16 protein-coding genes, 2 tRNA genes and 2 pseudogenes are annotated in these 20,633 nt (G+C 57.9%); 4 read left to right on the top strand and 16 right to left on the bottom strand.

All coding sequences use genetic code 11. The annotated features are described in order from the left end of the window. The first annotated feature begins 61 nt into the window (after nt 1-61). Nucleotides 62-256: pseudogene (locus AB1576_05135) on the top strand (DDE transposase). 314 nt (nt 257-570) lie between these two features. Here the strand turns inward: AB1576_05135 and AB1576_05140 are convergent. The 3 genes from AB1576_05140 to AB1576_05150 form a co-directional block, all read right to left on the bottom strand. After that, nucleotides 571-1,711, bottom strand: a protein-coding gene (locus AB1576_05140; protein ID MEW6081156.1) for an IS630 family transposase whose coding sequence is annotated in 2 segments (ribosomal slippage) — nt 571-1,273 and nt 1,272-1,711 — 1,143 coding nt in all. Because the reading frame shifts where the segments join, the coding sequence is not laid out codon by codon here. A 126-nt stretch (nt 1,712-1,837) separates the two neighbouring features. Next, on the bottom strand, nt 1,838-2,155 hold the full coding sequence (locus tag AB1576_05145) for a type II toxin-antitoxin system RelE/ParE family toxin (protein ID MEW6081157.1): 318 nt from the start codon (nt 2,153-2,155) through the stop codon (nt 1,838-1,840). Beyond that, nucleotides 2,156-2,485 carry a type II toxin-antitoxin system Phd/YefM family antitoxin gene (locus AB1576_05150; protein ID MEW6081158.1) on the bottom strand — a complete coding sequence of 110 codons (330 nt, stop codon included), beginning with the start codon at nt 2,483-2,485 and terminating at the stop codon, nt 2,156-2,158. Between the two features lie 366 nt (nt 2,486-2,851). Here AB1576_05150 and AB1576_05155 point away from each other — a divergent pair. Next, nucleotides 2,852-3,546 (top strand): annotated as a pseudogene (locus tag AB1576_05155) (site-specific integrase). On the opposite strand, the gene AB1576_05160 reads toward AB1576_05155, so the two are convergent. Continuing rightward, nucleotides 3,509-3,583 (bottom strand) — tRNA-Val (locus AB1576_05160). The pseudogene AB1576_05155 and the gene AB1576_05160 sit on opposite strands and share 38 nt — an antisense overlap. Before the next feature lie 266 nt (nt 3,584-3,849). Here AB1576_05160 and AB1576_05165 point away from each other — a divergent pair. After that, nucleotides 3,850-4,857 (top strand): glycosidase, encoded by a 1,008-nt coding sequence (locus AB1576_05165; protein ID MEW6081159.1) that lies wholly within the window; start codon nt 3,850-3,852, stop codon nt 4,855-4,857. 55 nt (nt 4,858-4,912) lie between these two features. Here the strand turns inward: AB1576_05165 and AB1576_05170 are convergent, their stop codons facing one another. The 11 genes from AB1576_05170 to AB1576_05220 all read right to left on the bottom strand — a co-directional run bounded on the left by AB1576_05170 (nt 4,913) and on the right by AB1576_05220 (nt 18,169). After that, nucleotides 4,913-6,721, bottom strand: a complete 1,809-nt coding sequence (locus AB1576_05170) for a sigma 54-interacting transcriptional regulator (GenBank protein ID MEW6081160.1) — start codon at nt 6,719-6,721, stop codon at nt 4,913-4,915. A 103-nt stretch (nt 6,722-6,824) separates the two neighbouring features. Next, nucleotides 6,825-7,850 carry a glycosyltransferase family 4 protein gene (locus tag AB1576_05175; protein ID MEW6081161.1) on the bottom strand — a complete coding sequence of 342 codons (1,026 nt, stop codon included), beginning with the start codon at nt 7,848-7,850 and terminating at the stop codon, nt 6,825-6,827. Beyond that, the gene (locus tag AB1576_05180) at nt 7,847-10,240 is read right to left on the bottom strand and encodes a glycosyl hydrolase family 65 protein (GenBank protein MEW6081162.1); all 2,394 of its coding nucleotides are present in this window, start codon (nt 10,238-10,240) and stop codon (nt 7,847-7,849) included. Before AB1576_05180 ends, AB1576_05175 begins: the two co-directional genes overlap by 4 nt. A gap of 10 nt (nt 10,241-10,250) precedes the next feature. Continuing rightward, entirely contained in the window at nt 10,251-10,469 is a 219-nt protein-coding gene (locus tag AB1576_05185; GenBank protein ID MEW6081163.1) for a BON domain-containing protein, read from the bottom strand. A gap of 16 nt (nt 10,470-10,485) precedes the next feature. Further along, nucleotides 10,486-11,556: a glycosyltransferase gene (locus tag AB1576_05190; GenBank protein MEW6081164.1), complete on the bottom strand. Its 1,071-nt coding sequence runs from the start codon at nt 11,554-11,556 to the stop codon at nt 10,486-10,488. Between the two features lie 17 nt (nt 11,557-11,573). Beyond that, nucleotides 11,574-12,815: a glycosyltransferase family 4 protein gene (locus tag AB1576_05195; GenBank protein MEW6081165.1), complete on the bottom strand. Its 1,242-nt coding sequence runs from the start codon at nt 12,813-12,815 to the stop codon at nt 11,574-11,576. A gap of 221 nt (nt 12,816-13,036) precedes the next feature. Further along, nucleotides 13,037-13,111, bottom strand: a tRNA-Ile gene (locus AB1576_05200). 241 nt (nt 13,112-13,352) lie between these two features. Continuing rightward, nucleotides 13,353-14,915, bottom strand: a complete 1,563-nt coding sequence (locus AB1576_05205; GenBank protein ID MEW6081166.1) for a hypothetical protein — start codon at nt 14,913-14,915, stop codon at nt 13,353-13,355. Then, nucleotides 14,912-16,450 carry an ATPase, T2SS/T4P/T4SS family gene (locus AB1576_05210; GenBank protein ID MEW6081167.1) on the bottom strand — a complete coding sequence of 513 codons (1,539 nt, stop codon included), beginning with the start codon at nt 16,448-16,450 and terminating at the stop codon, nt 14,912-14,914. The genes AB1576_05205 and AB1576_05210 overlap by 4 nt, the downstream gene beginning before the upstream one ends. Nucleotides 16,451-16,464: 14 nt before the next feature. Further along, on the bottom strand, nt 16,465-17,613 hold the full coding sequence (locus tag AB1576_05215) for a type II secretion system F family protein (GenBank protein ID MEW6081168.1): 1,149 nt from the start codon (nt 17,611-17,613) through the stop codon (nt 16,465-16,467). Nucleotides 17,614-17,680: 67 nt separating this feature from the next. Continuing rightward, complete coding sequence (locus AB1576_05220) at nt 17,681-18,169, bottom strand: prepilin-type N-terminal cleavage/methylation domain-containing protein (protein MEW6081169.1); 489 nt, start codon at nt 18,167-18,169, stop codon at nt 17,681-17,683. A gap of 498 nt (nt 18,170-18,667) precedes the next feature. On the opposite strand from AB1576_05220, the gene AB1576_05225 reads away from it, so the two are divergent. After that, entirely contained in the window at nt 18,668-19,498 is an 831-nt protein-coding gene (locus AB1576_05225) for a methyltransferase domain-containing protein (protein MEW6081170.1), read from the top strand. 932 nt (nt 19,499-20,430) lie between these two features. On the opposite strand, the gene AB1576_05230 is transcribed toward AB1576_05225, so the two are convergent. After that, nucleotides 20,431-20,633, bottom strand: a 203-nt coding sequence (locus AB1576_05230) for a class I SAM-dependent methyltransferase (protein ID MEW6081171.1), incomplete at its 5' end; no start/stop codon positions are given.

Consider the following 20,633-nt stretch of genomic DNA (forward strand, 5'->3'; position numbering starts at 1 on the left):
CCAACGGCGTCGGGGATGTACAGGGCACCGTAGAAGGGTATGCGGGAAGGGAGGATCACCCATGGCCATCATACCACAGCAGGGGTTGTTTGGGTGGGAAGAGATCGAGGAACTTGGAGATCTTGAACGGCTGCGGCTGGTGATAGAGCACATGCCGGACGAGGAATTGATGCGGGTCCTTGAGTCAGAGAGGGCAAAAGGCAGGGACGATTATCCCGTACGCGGTGTGTGGAACTCGGTCCTGGCAGGGGTGGTGTCAGCATCCATTCGGCCGAGAGCTGCGGCTCCAGGTTATTTTGCTCAGGTGCTGAAAGACCTGGAGGCTGAGCCCGAGCGGTTTGTGGTGGCGTGGGACGAAGAAAAACTTGGGGGTACAATATGTTACGGTAATTGTCTTCGCTTTTGACCAACGTGTCATCGGGACGTGCACCCGTAGGCAATCTGAAACCCATGCACAACCCGCAGGTGCGTTTTTGCCTCTATCAGGGTACCCCCCCCTCGATTCCTCGGCAATAGGAGGCGCGTGCCGTTCCTCATTGACTCCGGACCCCGGATGCGCCTAGTACAGCGTCAACTCTTAAACTGTGGATAAAGCCTCTTTAACTTGATCCTTGCCTCATCGGTCGTGAATTGCCAGTCGACGCCTTTTTGATTGCTGTTTCTTGTTGTTTCCCATTCCGCCAACTCAATGCAAAGAGATTCGATTGAGGAAATCCGGCGGTCAAGACACTGTTTAGTCATTGCGCTCAGTTCTATTTCGGCTATATTGAGCCAACTACCGTGCTTCGGCGTGTAGTGGATCTCAAGACGCTTAGCAAGACTTCTGGCTATCTCCGGTGGAAACGCCACATAAAGCGATGCCATGGTGTGCGTATTCAAGTTATCCATAACCAACCGGATCTTTAGGGCGTCTGGATAGTGAACCTCAAGCAGTTCCTTGACTTGATTTGCCCAGTCAATCTGAGTTCTTCTCTCACAGGCCGCTACGTGCCTGCAACCTGCAAGCGGTTCTGTGAAAACGAAAATACTGCAAGTCCCGTGTCGAACATATTCACCGTCCCGACGCTCCTGTTTCCCAGGCTCCATCGGGATCGGAGTTCGGGTTTCACCCAGAAGCTGATACGGCTTTTCATCCATGCAGATGACTGGATACGATTCACAAAAGGGCTGCTGGTATAGATCCAGGACGTCTTCCATACAGGCGACAAAGGCGGCGTTTTGTTCAGGTGGAATACACCAGTGTTTACGAAGGTGCGGCTTGAGTTCGTTTTTTTAAGAGCCGTCCTACGGCCTCATGTGAGAAGCTGTCAATGTACTGCAATTCAACCGCTTTATCCGCCAACACCCTGAGCGACCATCTGGATCGCCCCGGTGGAGGAGAGCTGCAACTGAGCGCAATGATCTTTGCCTCTACCTCGCCGGTAATCTTGGGCTCAACTGGTGGTGTTTTCCGCTTCTTTCTGCCGAGCGCGGCCTGCAGCCCTTCTTCAGAGTATTGTCGTCTAATGGTATGAACCGTTTGCTGGTGAACATGAAAGAGCCTCGCGATCTCTGCTTCACTCTTTCGCCCGCTTTCACCGTTCTCATCCGCAGCCAACAGCACATTAGCATGCATGATGATTTTGGCTGAGGCAGAACCTTTGGAAACGATCTTGAGCAGGGTCTTTCGTTCATCATCAGAAAGACGAACATGGTATCTTAGCTTTGGCATGGTATACCCCTCCTCTCTCTGAAGAAGAGTATACCATGAAACTGGTTCTTATTATAGTTTTAGGGTTGACACTACACTAGTGTGAACACAGGGTGACAGGCTTGGGGTGGGGAAACCTTCACGGGGCTACGAATCTCTACGTTCATGTGCCAGAAGATACACTTCATCATTAGCCCTTCTGGAAACCACAACGACCTTCATGGTGGCGTCTTCCCGCGAGACTTTGTAGACCACTCGCAAACCTAATTTTCGAATTTTGATCTTGCAGTAGCCTGTCAGGTTCATGCTGCTTCTACTGGCCAGGGGTTTTCCATAGCCACCCTCCATCAGGGGTAATGGATTAACCGCCACCTTGTTGACGGCTTTCAACACCTGGATGCGTTGTGACGGGTCAAGCCGTCTGATGTCCTCCAATGCTTCTCTCAAATACTCCACCTTCCACATCTATTCTGTCTCCACGTCTGCACCGTCTAAGTCAGCCTCAGTGATGCCCAGTTCCTGCATGGCTTTTTCCACTGGGATGAAATCCCCTGCCCCTGTATTTTCCATCCGCTTCCCGGCTTCTATGAATAGGTGATAGTCCTCGATGGCCTCAAGCATCTGCCCATAGGATTCTGGTGAGAGTAGTACGCAGACGGGGGAGTTGTTCTTAAGCACAATCTTGAAGCCTGTTTCACGAACCTCCTCAAAAACCCTGTTGGCTTCGCCCTTGTTGAAGCGGGAAATCGGCACAAGAGAATTCACTAAGTCTTTGATAGAGACGGCCTTCTGCATAACATTCACCCTTCTCAGTGACAGTCATGGACTGCTGTTCTTGCTAGCAAGCTATATCATATCTATAAATTTGTCAAGGCATTTATCCATGAAGCTATTTGCTCTAATTGCTCTAAGATCCTGCCGTATTGATCATCCCGAGCACTTACCAGCGGTTACGGTACTCATCTCGGCTGGCCCTGGCCACTCCGTGGGGCATGCTGTCCATAACCCTCTACGAGCATCTTCGAGCGCGACCTCTCAGCAAGAACGATCCGTTACGTTCACGCCGTGTTGAGAAATGCCCTCGAACAAGCAGTCAAATGGCGTCTTCTCCAGCAGAACCCGGCTGACAATGTTGATCTGCCCAGACAACAGCGGGAAGAAATGCGGCCATTATCCTCAGACGAAGTGAAGCGCTTTCTAGAGGCTTGCGAGGAAGACCGATTTGGTGTTGTCTTTAGGCTTCTCTTAACTACCGGCCTCCGCCCGGGTGAGGCGCTGGCCCTAAGGTGGTCAGACATGGACCTGGAAACCGGGCGACTACATGTCCAGCGAAGCCTTGCACCTGGCAAGGGTTTCGAGGAGCCCAAGACACCCCGTGCAAGGCGGGTGGTTCCCTTGCCTCCACCCGTAACTAAGGCCCTAAAGCAGCATGGAAAGACGCAAGCCGAGGCACGCCTTCAGGCCGGTGAAAACCGGCAGGACCTTAGCTTGGTGTTTACCGGAAGTGATGGCCAGCCTGTCCACTACCGCAACCTGGTACGGACACTTCAAACCTCTTAGCCAAGGCCGGCCTTCCCGATGACATCAGGATTCACGACCTCCGCCACAGCCATGCTACGTTGCTGCTGAAGGAGAGCGTAAATCCCAAGATCGTTAGTGAACGCCTCGGACATGCCAGCGTAACTCTCACCCTGGGTGCATACAGCCACGTCCTGCCCGACAGCAGAAGGAAAGTGAGGCATCTTGAGTTTCAAGCACTATACAAGCACAAGAAAGACTTTGACCACCCTCTTGGGTGGCCGGTTTTATCGGTTTACCTGGTGGGCGGCACAGGGCTTGAACCTGTGGCCTCGTGAATGTGAGTCACGCGCTCTTCCACTGAGCTAGCCGCCCGTTGATGTCGACCCCATTATACCTAATGAACTCCCGCATTTCAACCCTACGCCCTAGACCACAGCTAGGCACCCTTGCTCCGGCCCTTTTTATACCAGGCCTTGGGCGCCTAATTCCCAGCAGAGCCACCATTTACCGTTGATCCCCATATACTGAATACTGTAACGTTATAGAGCAGTACTAGTTTACGTAACAAGGAGGATCTAAACGGTTCATGTTGAACACCCAGTACCTTGTTGACATTCACACGAAGAGAGGCGCTCACCATGGCTCGCATCATAGAAAAGGAGACAGCACAAACACTACCGCTTAAGCGGTACCCAGGGAACCCCATCCTTGAACCCAAGAGGGGCCATTGGTGGGAGTCCCGTTATGTGCTGAATTCTGGGGCTATCCGGATCAACGGTGTCGTCCACATCTTCTACAGGGCACTGGGCACTGACGGTGTGTCCCGGCTGGGCCTCGCCAGGAGCCCCGATGGCCTGTGCATAGAAGAGAGACTGGCACACCCGGTGTTTGAGCCAATAGGTGAAGCCGAGAAGATGGGCTGTGAAGACCCACGCCTATTCATGATGGGGGATCGTGTCTTCCTGTTCTACAACGCCTATGACGGTCGCCTGGCTCAGATTGGCCTGGCGTCAATAGACGTAGAAGACCTTCTGGCAGACCGGTGGGACCGCTGGGAGAGGCACGGGCACATGTTCCCTGGCCAGCCTCACCGGAATCCGGTACTGTTTCCTGAGCGGACAAACGGTGAATACGTGCTGTACTACAGGATCAAGCCAAACATAGTGATATCCAGGGCGCAGGACCTTACGTGCCCCTGGAACGCTGATGATGGCCGGTTCTTCATGGGTCCCCGGGAAAACTACTGGGACGACTCCTTCATTGGAGGAGGAGCCCCGCCCATTAAAACCGAGTATGGATGGCTCCTGATATACCACGGAGTGGACCAGAATCTCGTCTACAGGCTGGGCGCTTTCCTGGTAGCCCTGGATGACCCATCGACGGTGCTGTACAGGACACCCGACCCCGTCCTGGAACCCAGGGAGGTTTGCGAGGTGGGTGAGCCCGGCAAGTGCTGGGTGCCCAATGTGGTGTTCACGTGTGGCGCTGTGCCCCGCGAGGACAAGGAAGTCCTGGGAGCTCACGACGAGATCTTGGTGTACTACGGCGCCGCCGACAGTGTCATCGGTGTAGCTACAGCTTCCGTATCTGACCTGGTACCCTGTGTAGCTGGATGGCACGAAGATGAGGAAGGCGCCCCCGGTTAACCGCGGGGCGCCTTCCACCGTTTGCCAAGCTACCAGTGACCACATCACGTGGAGTCTACCGTCTCCTGACGGGCAGTGTGATACCCAGTTCCTGTATCTTCCTATACAACGTAGTGCGGCTGATCTTGAGCATGCGTGCAATGCGTTCCTTGCTCTCGCGACTGTCTCCGTACTTCATGAGGCAGCTCTCAATGATATCCCTTTCCTGCTCACGTATGCGTTTCTTCAACGATAGGGACTCATCCCGGGCACCATGAATCGCGGCCTTCCTCACCCTGAAGGGAACACTGTCAATGGTGATTGTCTCACCTGTCTCCATATTTGCCGCATACTCCACCGCGTTCTCCAGCTCCCTAACGTTCCCTGGCCAATCATAGTTCCACAGGACAGACATGGCTGCCTTGCTGAACCCCCTGAAGTTCCTTCCCAGAAACCCGGAGTGTTTACGCAGGAAGGCCTCAAGGAGAACAGGGATGTCCTCCTTCCTCTCCCTCAGGGGCGGTATGTAGATGGGAATGACATTGAGCCGGAAGAACAGGTCCGACCGGAACTCACCATCCCTGATCATGGTCTCAAGGTCCCTGTTGGTTGCCGCGATGATCCTCACATCCACAGGAAAGGTTCTCCTTCCACCTATACGGTCTATGCGCCGTGTCTGGAGAACGTTCAGAAGCTTCACCTGGAGATGAAGAGGAAGGTCCCCTATCTCATCCAGGAAGATGGTGCCCCCGTCGGCCAGCTCGAACTTGCCGGACTTCCCTTCCCTTCTTGCACCGGTGAATGCCCCTCCCTCATAGCCGAAGAGCTCCGACTCAAGGAGTGACTCGGGAATTGCGCCGCAGTTCACGGTTATGAAGGGCCCTGAACCCCTGAGGCTCTCATGGTGAATGGCCCTGGCAAAGAGCTCCTTGCCAGTACCACTTTCCCCGGTGATCAGCACCGTGGAGTTGGTCCCGGCGATACGCAGTGCCTTGTCCTTAACCTCAAGGAGAGTCTCGCTCTGCCCCTTGATGTCATCGAACCCGTAGCGCTGACCTGAATCCGTCACTGCGTAGACTAGGCGGCGGACATCGCTCACGTCCCTTAGCGATGCCACTACCCCCACCACGCTGTCCCCGTCCAGTACCGGCCTCGCGCTGGTGAAGACGTGAACGCGGCTGGACTGTGACCCGTAGATCTCCTCCCGGTTCACTATCTCTCTTCCTGTCCTGAGTACCTCAAGCACACAGGAATTGGGCCAGCGGCTGGCCAAGGGCTTCCACACCAATTCCCGCCTGGGAATACCAGTGACCGCCTCAGCGGCCCTGTTAGCGTGGGTAACCACACCCTTACCGTCTATAGTCAGCACTCCTTCGCTGATGGTCTCGAGTATGGTAGTCATCTGGCTTGAGGCGAGCCTAAGCCTCTCCAATCCCTCGGTCTCTGACACCTTGCTGGCAATCATGTCCGCCATTCTCCTGAGAAACAGCAAAATGGTATCTCGCTGGCTGAGGAGGGTCTTGCGCTGTTCGCTGTTAAAAGCGGCAAAGCCAATAACACCCAGGACCTCATCTAAAAGCATGATCGGGCTGCATATCTCAGCCAGTTCTTCAGTCTCACCCTTGAGGGAAGAGGGATCATACGTGGGATCACTGGCGGGGTTTTCAACAACGTATGGTTCCCGAGTGTTCATTACCCGGCCATACAGGAAACCTGCATTCCTGTCGCCCCATTCCAGCTTGTCACCCACGCGTAGCCTGTACTTAGACGTTCCAGCCACAACCGTGAGCTCGCTGTCCACGATTTCTGTCTCCACTCCAAGGGCAGCCGATATCGCCTCAGCCACCTGCTGGACCGTATCCCCTATCTCCGAAAGGCGCGACAATGGGCGGCACCCCCGGTTCCACATAACCTGCCTGGGGAATACTTCGCCAGTGCCGCCATTCCTCCTGGTGTCCCGGGATTGGGAACATCACCTAGCCCAAGAGTCAGGATGTGTGCTCCTCAAGTACTCGCCGATAGACACCCAGGTAGCCTTGGACCATGCGCTCCCTCGAGAAGCGTTCCTTCACCCATTCCCGTATTGGCCTTGGGTCTAAGGATGACACACCCGCTATAGCCCGGACCCCTTCCCGGACATCCTGGACGATACGGCCTGTGACACCATCCTCGACAACCTCGGGGATGGATCCGTAGGGATAGGCCACCACTGGAGTACCGCAAGCCATAGACTCCACCAGGGAAAGGCCGAAGGCCTCCGGCCTGGGAGCCATGTGCAAGAGAGCCACACACGACGGGAGTAAAGCGTTCTTTCCCTCAATGCCGATGGGGCCTATATACCTTACCCGGTCCCCGTCCAGGTGAGGCTCCACCATTTCCCGAAAATAATCCCGGTCTTGAACAATACCAGCAATGGTCAATCTTTCCCCGGCGGCAAGGCTTGTTTCTATAGCCAGGTGCGTCCCCTTATCCGGCGCGATCCGCCCGAGGTAGGCAAGCCCATCCCTGCGTCCCTCACCGAACCGGTACTCCTCGACGGGGATGCCGTGGTAGACGGTGTCGATGTACTCCAGTTCCGGGTGCCGGCTGGCGTTGCTAATGGAAACGTATTTTACCCTTCCAGAGTACTTCCGGTAGACTGGGAGAATGGAGGGGCCAGAAAACCCGTGAATGGTCGTGACCACAGGGGTGTCCACCATTCGGGAAAAGGCCAGTGGCATGAAGTCGTAGTGGTTGTGAACGAGGTCGAAGGATCCCTTCTTTGCCTCCTCAAACACCGAGGAGACATGAAGGTATTCCTCTACCTTCGAATCCAGGTTAGGGTCTTCGTACAACGGCCTTGGGCAGGTCCACAATAGGCGGCCCCTGGTAATGGAATCCCCCGTCGCAAATAGCGTAACTTCCTCTCCGGTCTCGCCTAATCCCTCTGCCACAAGGCTGGCTACCATCTCCCAAGGCCCGTAGTGCCGCGGGGGCGTCCTCCAGCATATGGGGGAGACTATGGCGATCCTCATCCCTTGGCAGGCCCCTGGGCACGTCCCATGACTACATCCACCTGGTGCCTCTTGGCGTCCTTAAGATCCGGTAGCACCTGGCCCTCATGGGGCTTACCATCGATCTTCACTTGTCTCACTCCCCAGGACACGCGGTCCGGGTTCTCCACCCTGATGTCGTATGTGGCACCCCTGAACTCACGTTGGAAACGGTAGCCTTTCCATTCTGGGGGAATGCAGGGGTCCACCATCAGGCCACCGTACTCAGGTCTCACTCCAAGGATCCACTCGGTACACACCTTGAACATCCACGGTGCCGTTCCCGTGGTCCAGGAGAATTCCCCCATGCCGGAGTAAGGGGACTCAGGTCCGTGGACGTACTCTGCGTACACATAGGGCTCCGCCTTGTACCGGAGAATATCCCGGGACTGTGTAAGGAAAAGAGACTTGCGGTAGTACTCGTAGGCAACATCTCCCCGGCCTAAAATGGCCTCGGCCATCACAGCCCAGGCAACGGAGTGGTTAAACACCGCACCGTTCTCCTTGGACCCAGGAGAGAACATGGTTATTATGCCGATCCGCGGATCCGGGCCAGAATAGGCAGGAAGGAACAGTGCAGGTCCATAAGGTGTATCCAACACTTCCCTCACGCTATCCATGGCCGCAATCGCCCTGTCCCTGGGGGCTATGCCGCTGAGCACGGGCCACGCCTGAGCGTTCAGGAACACGCGCCCTTCATCGTTCTTGGAAGAACCAATAGTATAGCCATCATCGGTCACTGCTCGGACATACCACTTCCCGTCCCAGAAGTGCTCATTCACGGCCCTGGCCAACTCGTTGTACGAACCCCGGCAACTGTCCCTGGTTAAATCGTCCCCTCTCTCCTTGGCCAGTGCCTCGAGTTCCCTCAAGGCCAAGGCCAGGAGCCCCGCTGTGAAAACACTCTCACCCCTGCCCGCGGACCCTACTTGGTCAAGGCCGTCATTCCAGTCCGCCGCACCCATCAGCGGTATCCCCCTGGAGCTCAGGCGCCCCAGGGTGTATTCAACTGCCCGCTGGATGTGCTGGTAGATGATCCCCTCTCCCTCGTCGTAGTACGCACAGGACTCATCAAGAAAACCCATCTCCCCTGTCTCCCGCACGTAGGCAGCCACTGCCAGCACCAGCCACAGGGGGTCGTCCGAGTGGCCGGTCCGGGGTCCCGAGCCAGATATGGGATCCCAGTTGTGAAGGGTTCCCCCGTCCCTGAACTGGTGGGCCGCGATATCCCTAAGCCTTGTCTTGACGCGCCCAGGCTCCATGGGAACTACCCCCAGGACATCCTGGCAGGTGTCGCGAAAACCTATTATGCTACCTCCCCCTACATAGTAGCTGCTCATCCTGGCCCAGTCGAAGGTGAAGCGTGACTGGTACTTGTTCCATACATTGATGGCTAGGTCGAGGCTGTCATCAGGGGTATCTACGCGAAGCCTGCCTATGTATTCCCTCCAGTGGACCGCCAGCCTCTCAGACTCCTCCGCCACAGCCTCAAGCTGGGAGAACCTCGTCACCAGAGACTGGGCCTCCTCAATGCTCCCGGCAGCCCCCACCGTTACCGTGAACTCCCACTCCTCCCCTGGGTCAAGAAACACGGGAAGCTGGAAGGCCCCGCAGCTATCCCGCCCCGTGGAAACGGAATTCGCCAGGAGCCCTCGTTCCACACCCACGGGGTTCTGCGTGGACCGGTACATTCCGGTGAAGCTCTCCCTGACAGTGTCGAACCCCTCCTGAACGGCGCTGGTACCCATGAAGGCTATCTTGTCCCAGGGAGCATGGGGCTTCTGGGGCCGGTGCCCGATGTTCCACAGGTTCTTCCGGGCGACGATCATACCCTCCCGCAGTTCAACCTGGTTGAAGAGGCCGGAGAACCCCGTCTCAATGAGGTCGAAGGCATAATTTCCCAGGCACCACTCAACGTAAGGGAAGATGGTAAGCTCCCTGGGAATCCCCGTGCTGTTGCCGATCTTAACCCGCCAAACCTCAAGGTTCGCCCCTAGGGGAACAAAGTACAGTATGTCACCCATGATGCCGCGCGTCTCGGAGACTATCCTTGTATAGCCTAGTCCGTGCCGGGCCTGCCAGTAGCTGGGGAGTCTCTGCACGGGCTGCCACGTAACGGACCAGTACTCACCGGTGACCCGGTCCCTTATGTACACGTACCTCCCGGGCCTGTCGCTCAGGACTGTCTCGGGGGGGTAAGCCCGGGTTATCCTGCTATACCCGGAACTGCCAAGAAAGGAATACCCTCCGCCGGTATGGGACACCAGCGCGCAGTACTTCCCATTGGTGATGCAGTTAATCCAAGGCCTTGGCGTGTCATAGCGATCGATGATGTACTCAAGCCCATCCTCAGAGAAACGCCCGTAACACAATAGCGGTCACCTACCTGAGCCTGATCTCGTTTACCACATTTCTTACCCCAGGAGCACCCCGGGCGATGACCTCCGCTTCCTTGACGCAGCCTTCCTCACCCACCGCGCCGGAAAGAAACACCGTGCCGTTGCGGGCAATCACCTTGATCGGATACGTGGCGAGGAATTGATCGGCTCCAAGCAGGCTTTGTACATGTTGTGCCAAGGCAACATCCTTCAGGTCATCCATGAGAAGGTTATCCTCCTTACGCGGCCACGTGATGGCGCTTCTTGGCGCACTCAAGTAAGGATAGATAGGCTATAAAAAAGGCTAGTACGGACTCGGCACCCATGTTAAGGTTAACACCCTCTGGGGTGATGCCGTCATGGCATCCTCCCGTCCTCTCATCGTAGAGGGCTTTCCCCGCAGAGTTCCTACCGAGAAACCACTGGAACGCCATGTGAGCCAGGCGGTAGTACCTTTCCTCCCCGGTGGCGTGATAGGCCTCCCCACATGCCAGCACCAGTGTTCCCATGTCCACGGGCTGCTCGTCGTACTCAGCCATGGTGTACCCCTTCTTATACCATCCCCTATTGCCCACTGTCTTGAAGTGGCGGCCACGCCAGGTCTGGCCCGTAAGGAACGCCAGCGTCTCTTGGCCACAACCCAGGTACCGGTCATCCTTGATCTCGCGGTAGGCCGCGAAGAGCGACGCTGGCAAGAGCCCATTATCGTAGGCAAGTATATCCTCATACCACTGCCACTGGGGCTGGGAGTACCATTCCTTCTGCGTAACCAGGGAATCAGCCAGCACCTTCATGATGCCCTTTATCATCGTTGCCTCCAACCCCTCCCCGCTACCCAGAGAGAGTAGGCGGAACCTGAGGCCCAGGATCGCCTGGGCCCTTGCCCTGGGGGCCTTTAGCCTCTCACACCAGGGGAGGGCTCCATTGAAGAGTCTCTCCCCATTGAGCCTGATGGCGGGGTTCTGGCTCATAGTAGCCCGCCCGCTGGCCCATAGGCACCGGCCAAGGCAGTCTTCAGAGCCCACGTCGTCAACAAAACGGCGGGAGTAGTCCATGAGGTTATGGAAACGGCCATCGGCCAGCTGGGAGTGCTTCAGGTAGGCCATGTAGACCTCAATCAAGGGGGTGACGCCCTGAATACCCGCCTCTTCCAGCGCCAAGGCGACCACGAGTGCCCGGGCATTGTCGTCCGTTGCATAGCCTGAGTCCCTGTCTGGCAGAGAGTAGGCAGCGTGCTGTATCATGCCCGTATCGTCGGTGAGCCGTACAAGGTGATCCGTTTTGGGCGCCGGGTACCTGTTCAGCTGCAAGTCACCTCACCTGATAGCTATTCATGCCTCCTGCCAGACACCGGTACATCCATGGTGGCGACACGCCGCGCGGTCCCACGCAAAGACGCCCTGAAGACATCCCGGTAACAACGGGCGACATTGGGCCACTGGATCCGGGCACGGTACGCCACCGCCCTGGCCTCCAGGTCTCTCTGGAGATCTGGTGACCTGAGAATTGCCCCAGTGGCGGCTGCCAGAGAACGGGCGTCAGTGAAGTTTGAGAAGAGGCCGCGCCCACCCTCCAGGACCTCCCTGGCATATATGAAGGGAGTGGAGACCACGGCGCGTCCCATGGCGAGGGCATAAGCCAGGGTTCCGCTGGATATCTGTTCTTCGTTAAGGTAGGGAGCGACATAGACATCTGTTGCCACCAGGTACCTCAGCAGGTCCTGCTGGGAGAGATACTCGTTTACGAAACGAACATTCCCTTCAACCCCTATCCTGTGCGCGACTTCCTGCAGGTGCTCCCTGTAGGACTCGCCGTACTTCCTCCTGACTACGGGATGGGTCTGCCCAACAACCAGGTAGATGATGTCGGGGAACTCCTTGAAAAGCCGGGAAACCGCCTCGATGACGTACTCTACGCCTTTGCCTGGATTGATGAGCCCTATGGTCGAAAGTACCTTACAGGGGCAGAGAGACAGCTCCTTACGGATGACCTCCCTGTCCAGCCCTTCCGCTGTGGGGACACCGTGGGGTATTGTCACCACCATGGAAGGGTCAATATCGTATAGTTCCTGCAGGAGTTCCTTTCCCGCCTTTACCATGACTACCACGGACTTGGAGAGCCCAGCGATGGCTCTTACGATGGTCTTGACGCGCCTGCTGGGCCTTCTCAGCACCGTGTGGAATGTGGTCACCACTGGCTTGTTTAGGGCCTCCAGGAGGGCGATGACATACTCGCCGTCGTCCCCACCGAATATGCCAAACTCGTGCTGGATGGATACCGCCTGGGCTGGGCACTGAGTGTTGATGCGATGGGCAGCCTCAGTATAGGAGGTAATGTCATCCTGGAGAATACGGGCGGTCACGCCCGGCCCAACCGTGTCCGTTATCTCCTCGACCAGGGAGACCACGGGGAACCCAATGGTCTCAAGCGGCCTGGGGCCGCTGGCGAGACCCTCCATGGCGTGCCTCAGGTCCTGAGTGAACGTGGCTATGCCGCACCTTCGTGGCGGGTAGGTGCTGACAAAGACTACCGGGGGACAGTCAAATGGGCCCGAGACACGGAGGTTCAAGACGGGTTCACCTCCAGATGATAGCCTGATGTCTAAGGGAAGAAAACCATGACAGGATTATGATGCCCAGGACCGCACCTTATGATTCTTCCCCACGAAAAGGCTAATAATGCCAAGAAGATGCCAGCGTAAAACCTTGAGGTGTTTAGTAGAGGGCAAGAAGCCATGTGTCGTCGTGAAAAAGGAGGCGCGCTAAGCGGCCTCCTAATCGGCGGATAAAATGGTGCGCCCGGTGTGGATCGAACACACGACCTATCGATTATGAGTCGACTGCTCTGCCTCTGAGCTACGGGCGCGTTACACGTACAGTATAGCACAACAGCCGCCCAATGCAACCCGTTGCCGCCTCCGAACCCGCATCAAACCCTTCCCAGGCTGGGCTTTTACTCATTAACCCTCGAGCTCACCGTTTCTCACTCCGGCGTCTCTCGCCTGCCCGGTTCAGGCACCGGGGCAAACCCCTTTGCGCCACCCTTGCCAGGATGGTCTTCCAGGAGTGGACATCAATTCCAGGCACAAGTGTCCCTGGCGGGCAAATCATTCAAATCCCAGTACATTTACGGCATGCAGGCTTCCATTACCTGTGCCATCCCCCAGCTGCCCACGGTCATTCAGGCCCCAGGCCCTGACAGCACCAGGCGCCAGGACCGCAACGGAGTGGGAGCCCCCGCCAGCAACAGCCTGCACCATCGCCAGGCCAGCCAGCTCCACCGGGTTCCAGCGGTCGAAGGTTGTACCATCGCCCAACTGCCCGGAACCGTTGCTGCCCCATGCCATAACCTTACCATCCTCTAGAATAGCCAGGGAATGCCTGGCCCCGCACATCACCACGGAAGCGGTACCTAGCCCTGAAACCTTAACAGGAACGCTTCTCCACCCTATTGTCCCGTCTCCCAGTTGTCCTTGTCCGTTGTACCCCCAGGCCATGACCCTTCCGTCTGAAAGGAGCGCCAGCGAATGGCGAGCCCCGGCGGACACAGACACCGCTGCCTGTACCTGGCTCACCTGCACGGGTTCTGATCTAGCCGAATTGCTGCCGTCACCCAGCTGGCCGTATGTGTTTCCTCCCCACGCTACCACACGGCCGTCGTCCAGCACTGCCAGGGAATGCTCCGAACCTGCGGCAATTGCCACCGCATTGTTGACGTTCTTCACTGCCACGGGGCTCCGCCTCGTGATGTGGGTTCCGTCTCCCAGCTGCCCATTTGCGTTGTTACCCCACGCCATCACCCGGCCATCAGATAGGAGCGCCAGTGAATGAGAATCCCCAGCAGCCACCGAAATGGCATCCACGATCCCTGTATCCACAGGCCTCGTTCTCACCGCCGTGCTTCCATCACCCAGCTGCCCGCTCTCATTCCTTCCCCAGGCCAGCACCCTCCCACATGACAGCACAGCCAGGGAGTGGGTAAGACCCGCCGCCACGCCAGCCGCCTCAGCGAGGCCCACAACGCTGGTAGGGGCAGTGCGGTACGCAAAAGAGCCGTCGCCCAGCTGGCCAAACATGTTTTCACCCCAGGACATTACAGAACCGTCAGGCAACAATAGTAGTGAATGGGAGCCGCCTCCTGCCACCGTCACCGGCTTCGCGGGCCCTGGTGCCTCCCCTGATCCCATGTCCAGTTCAAACTGGGTGAAGAAGGTGTCCGGCTTGCTGTGCCGGGGTGAAGAGGCTGTTTCCTGTGTGGCGAACACCAACCCTGTGGGGGTGACACAGTAGTAGATCATTTCCCCGCGGGACCTATCCAGCCCGAAAGCAGCTGCGCTCCGGGCAGGTTCGAACTGTAGATATCCTCCCACCAGGGAATTGCCTGCAGGGTCCTGGGCCGTCATGGAGAGGTCCCATCCAAAGACCTCCCCTTCGCGGTGAACCCCTGGTGTGTCCCCCGCCGGGAGGTAACCGGATTCCGCGTGGAAACGGTCTACGGCCACTTGCAGGCGTGCCAGCGTGCTGCGCAGGGCCTGGTGCCTTGCGCGCCTCACCAGGTCCGGCATTGAAGCCCTGGTCACTGCCAGTAACGTACCCATCAAGGCCAGTGCAATAAGCAACTGTACTAGGGTGCCCCCAATGCGCCACTGAAGCGTCCGGCCCCAGATCACACTCCCTCCCCCTTTTCATCTACCCTGCGGTCCCACGTGTTCGTACACACCGGATAGGCGATTTCCATTACCTCTTGCACTGAGGTGATCCCCCGCTCTACCTTGGATACCATGTCTGCGCCCAGGCTCCAGTAATCTGCACTCCCCAGGGCTGGCACCAGGCCCTCAGGGCCGGATTGCACCAGCAAAGACCGCACCTGGGCTGTCGGGACTAGAAACTCGAAGACCCCGGATCGCCCCCTGTAGCCCGTGCCAGAACAGTGGGGGCAGCCCTTCCCTCTGAAGGCGGTTGTCACATAGCTCCCACCCAGTCTCTTGAGGTGATCCCGTTCTTCCTTGACAAGTGCCAGCCGCTGGATGCACCGGGAACATATGCGCCTGACCAGTCGCTGAGCCACCACGCAGTTGACCGGAGGCACCGCCGAGGATCCGGGTCCTCCATACTCCGAGAGCCTTCGCAGGGCCGAGAGCGCGTCTGGGGCATGCAGCGAGCACAATACCCTGTGGCCGGTGGAGGCTGCCGTAAGGGTGACCCTGGCGCTCTCTTCACACCGCACCTCGCCAATCACCAGCACATCCGGATCCGTGCGCAAGGCGGCACTCAGGCCAGATCCAAAGGTCCAGCCTCTCCCGGGCTTGATCTCTATCTGTGTGGCCCCGGGAAGCCTCCACTCCACAGGGTCCTCCATGGTCACCACATTGGTACCTCCCATGTCTAGGAGCGTGCTGTATAGAGTCGTGGTCTTACCGGATCCGGTGGGGCCGGCAATGACCGTTAGTCCCGGTAGCCTGGACATCACGGACTCCTTGAAACATCGAAGGGTGTGAGACTCAAAGCCCAGGCGTTCAAGAGGGAGGAGGCCCCGGCCCCTATCCACCAGGCGGCAGGCAATCCGTTCCCCGTTCAGGGTGGGAACGACGGTAGCCCTCACCGTAACGACCCCTTCCTGGGTATTGACCACAGCCCTCCCGTCCTGCGGTGAGTGGTGTTCCACCACGTTCATCCCGGCGAGTACCTTGACCCTGTTCACCACCCAGCTGTAGTCTGGCAGGGGAATGGTCCCTACATCTACCAGGCTGCCATCGATCCGGTAACGGAAAAGCGCCGAGTCTTCCCCCGGTTCCATGTGGAGATCTGAGGCTCCGGCCTTGGCAGCCCCTGCCAAGAGCGAGTCTACTACCGCAGGCGCCCATGTCATCATCCCCTTCTCATCCTTGCCGTCCCCTGGTCGTGCCCTCCCATGGCAGCCAGATAGCAGTTCCTCCCCGATGTCCTGGGCAGGAACCAGCCTCCAGCGAACTTCAAGACCGGTGATATCCTGGACCAGCCGGGCAAGACTACTGTGGACACTGCTGGCGGCCAATTCTAGCACCCCGTCGCGGACTCGCAATGGGACTACTTGATAGAGACGAGCCATGTACTCTGGGATAACGTCCAGCGCTGAAGCCTCTAACTCAGATACGAGGCGGGCTTCCCCTGGCAAATCAAGGTCCCCCTGTCTCCTTGAGGCGAGGCTTGGCCTTGCAGTAGCCATGGGATTGACCCCCCTCATATGGCCTCCAGGAGCCTGTAGGTAGGTAAGATGACCGAGAGGGCGATTAAGGCCACAAGGCCCCCGGCTATCGCGAGGGAGACTGGTTCAAGGATGGCAAGGGCTCTGGCCGCAGCACGGTCAGCCTCGCCTTCGTAGAGCATTGCCGCCTTTTTCAGAACCTCACAGGTGTTGCCCGCGCTGTGGCTGGCGTGTACCGCATGGCATACCTCCCAGGGAAGCCCTGGAATTGCGGCCAGTGCCTGGTCCAAGGGCATACCCCCCACGATCATGGGGATGATACGCTGAACCCCGCGTTCAAGGCGAGGGCTTCCACAGGACTGGGCTGCCAAAGCCATGGCTTGGCCAATCTCAACTCCCGAGGAGAGTCCCTCCGACAGGGCATGGGCGAAACGACTCACCTGGTTCAACCTGAGAACCCTCCCTGAGAGGGGCAGTACCCCCCACATTTTTTCTAGCCTCTCCTTGCCGGTTGACCCCCGGAACACTGCGAAATACAATAATACGGTGATCAGGGTGACCGGAGCCAATTTTACGGGGTGCCTAAACGCATAAAGGCAAGCACTCATAAACCAAGTGATAGGACGGGGCATGGAGGCTCCCATCATGCCAGCCATCTCCAGGCTTCCAGGGAATACCGACAAAGAGAGGTATGTAATAGCCGCGAAGACGGCCAGGAAAACTAGTATGGGATAGGTCATGACAGCCTCTGCCTTTCGCTTCACTGAGATGGATCGCTCTAAATGGCATGCGCACCTATCCAGGGCTGCAGGGAAAGCCCCGTTTGCCTCACCCGCCTGAAGCATTGACACGTGCAGTGGGGAGAAAAACCCAGGATACCGAGCCATGGCGTCTACGAATCCCTGCCCGGCCCTGACCCTCGCTGCAACACCGGCGAGGACTGGGCTCCAGGCACCTGCCGTCCCTCTAGACAGGATCTCCAGGGAAGCCAGGACGGGGATCCCCATCTTAAGCATGGCGTGGAGCTGGCGGAACACAGAAACAATGATTGCGGGATCGGGGCCGGTGAGCCACCCGCAGCAGCCGCCCCAGGCTCTCCGGGCGCTACCCCTCTCTTGCCCCTCCCCCAGGTGCCCCCCTGGTATCCCTGCCGCCTTCCGGGATGTACGGAGTAACCTGAACATCAACGATCGCCCCTCCCTCATGGGAACCCGGGCGGGGCCTACCCCCCGCCCGGGAACCGCTTGACTGCTATAAGATGTCCGTCAAGGACAGGATGCCGCTTACGTCATTCTGGGTGTAGACCGGGACGTCATCCTCCTCTGTCCACCCACCCTGGCTCGGTTCTGCCTGTGTGGCAAAGACCCGTCCTGAAGCGGTAACCCCGTAGTACACCCTCTCACCGTCTGCCGCCCTTAGCCCAAGGTCCACCGGGTTGTCATTGGGCGCAAACTGCACATACCCACCCAGAAACCCTTCTTTGGCGGAATCCGAGGCGGACAGGGCAATAACACCAGCCACCTGCCCCGCCTCGGGCTGGATTTCGCTGGGGTATACATTGGTTTCTGCGTAGAACCGGTCACAGGCCGACTGAATCACCGCCAGGGTTGCCCCGAAGGCTGCTTCCTTGGCCCTGGTTGTGGCTGCGGGAACCACGCCCACAACAACTGACGTCAGTACTGATAGTACAATCACCACAATCAGAAGCTCGACCAGAGTGAACCCCTTGCTCCTGCGCATCCTTGCAGACCTCCCAGTCCGGTTGCCCTCCCCACTGCACAGCATGCCCACGTAATGGAAAGCGGTGTGGGAACGACAACCCTGATCTGGACCGGGCGACCTCTCTTCCCTCAATGAGAGGTGCTTCCATTTTATTCCAAGTTCCGGCAGATTGCAAGCCTCCGTGTCGAACCCTGGTTGCTCCTGGAACCCTATGATCGCCAGCCGAGGCGTGCCGTTGGCCCAGTCCTCGAAGAAGGTGTTTCTTACTGCGGGATCGAGGACAGTTGATGTGAACCCTCTGAAACTTGGCGCGTTAAGGCATTGCGCTTATTATGCCGATGGGGTATCGTAGTGATGCCCTAGTTTCACCGAGATGGTAGATCCAGGGAATTTGACCCGCAAGCATCCGGGGATGGCGCTTGCTCACCAAGCCGGGCGCCCCTCCGGTGATAACACCTGCATGAAGGTCCTGGCCTTTCCAATCTTGGAGTATTCTCTGGACGGAGGGTGTAGTCCATGGACGAAGTGCTGACGCTGCTGGAAAAGCCCGAGTTTCCCCGCTCCAACAAGTATGACGCAGGCTGGGTTCTTGAGAACCAGATGGGGCCGAACGCCCTCTGGCTTATGGAGTGGCTCTGTGAGGCGGTCCCGCTTGAGACCGGTATGAGGGTGCTGGACCTCGGCTGTGGCAAGGCCATGACCAGCATCTTCCTGGCTCGGGAGTTCGGGGTACGCGTCTGGGCGGTCGACTTGTGGATCTCTCCTGACAGCAACTGGAGACGCGTCTTAGATGCGGGCACCGCCGGCTTGGTGTGCCCACTGCAAGCCGAGGCGCATGCCCTGCCATTCGCCCAAGGCTTCTTCGATGTTGCCGTCTCTGTTGATGCCTACCAGTACTTCGGCACCGATGAGCTGTACCTTGATTACCTCAGCCGCTTCGTTCGACCCGGCGGCTTCCTGGGAATAGCTGTTCCCGGGCTCATGCGGCCCATAGGCAATAGACCACCCAGCCACCTCACCGAGCCTCAAGCCAACGGCAAGGTATTCTGGGACAGTACGTGCCGGAGTGCCAAGACGGCGGATTTCTGGCTCGACCTCTGGGAGCGCTGCCCCATGGTTTTAGGCACGAGCGTCCAGGTGATGCCGGAAGGGTGGCGTCACTGCCGTGACTTTGAGCGAGCCTTGGAAGTAGCCGGAAAAGGCATACATCCTTCTGACGCTGAGGCACTGGAAAGGGACCAGGGACAGTTTGTAGGACTGCTGCGTGTAGTGGCACGCCGCACTGAGACAGTCGGGGAATGTCTCTATGATCCGCGCCTGGGGATCCGGGAGGGGATCGATGGGTAGGGTGACACTGCCTTAGATAACCGGAGTAGGCCTAGACCCCCTTTGCAGGATCCTCTCAACTACCGCCGGGACCCTGTTGCTGTTCACCATGATCGGACAACATGGCGTTTCCCTGGGCGATCCGCATGCGAGTCCCGCATCCACAGCAAATCCTTGCGGGTGAGGGGGAGCTCCACCACCTCATGGCATTCCTTGCAGAACACCCACTGCAGACCTTTGTCCTTGTGAGCCAACTGGCAGTGTGTTATGGATTTCAAAGGTGTGCCCGCAGTTACTGCAGGTGCGACACTCCACCCAGAAATGCAAGACTAATCTCTCGCCTGAGCCTGGGACAGTGGTCTTGTGGAAGGAGGTAAGTTGTGCGGAATTCGGTCCGGCAGGCGATGGAGGCGCTGACTGACCCCGGCAGCGCCGGAGCCGGGCCTTGAACCGTTCGATGTCCACGGCCCCGTCCGGGCGGCGTTCGCGGCCAGGCGGAACAGAGTCTCGCCGTCCACCTCCGCGAAGCGCCGGACGGCAGGCCTCGAAACAGAGAACCGGGAAGGATGTGAAGGGTGGCGCAAGTGACGTGAGTACGGCGGAAACGACGAGACCCCGAGGAGATCAACCCACGGGGTCTTGCGTTAAACAAGAACCGCTGAAATCAGCGGGTGATTTATGGCTCCCCGTTTGCAACCCTCTTCATAACCGTTCTCCACTCGGATGTCAATCCGAAAGCGCTTATCATTCAACGAGTTATCAAAGAGCATGCCGTTCCGGCAGGCCGGAAGCGGTGTTGACCTGGATTTCATCCCTCTGCCTGACAACGTGAAGTTCACCGGGAGGCGGGTGCCTTTTCCCGCCGATCCGGTGGAACGGTTTGTTCGGAGGCGGTGATGCCTCTTTTCTCATCTGGCTCGTCATGGGCATACCCAATAATGTGCGCTAGCCAACTAGAAATGTGCTATGCCCCCCTTCTTGAACGCATAAATCGCCCACCCCAGCGTTTCTCGTCCCCACCTCAGATATGCTGTCTTACTCTCACGCACTCGCTTCAGCACGGTCTCCACATCTGGATCATCCCGATGATCACTCGCCCAGGTTTCCGCAGCATACCACTGTAACCCTTCATATCTATCCCAGTCATCCTGGCTGC

The sequence above is a fragment of the Bacillota bacterium genome (assembly GCA_040754315.1).
Classification (GTDB): Bacteria; Bacillota; Sulfobacillia; order DUSP01; family JBFMCS01; genus JBFMCS01.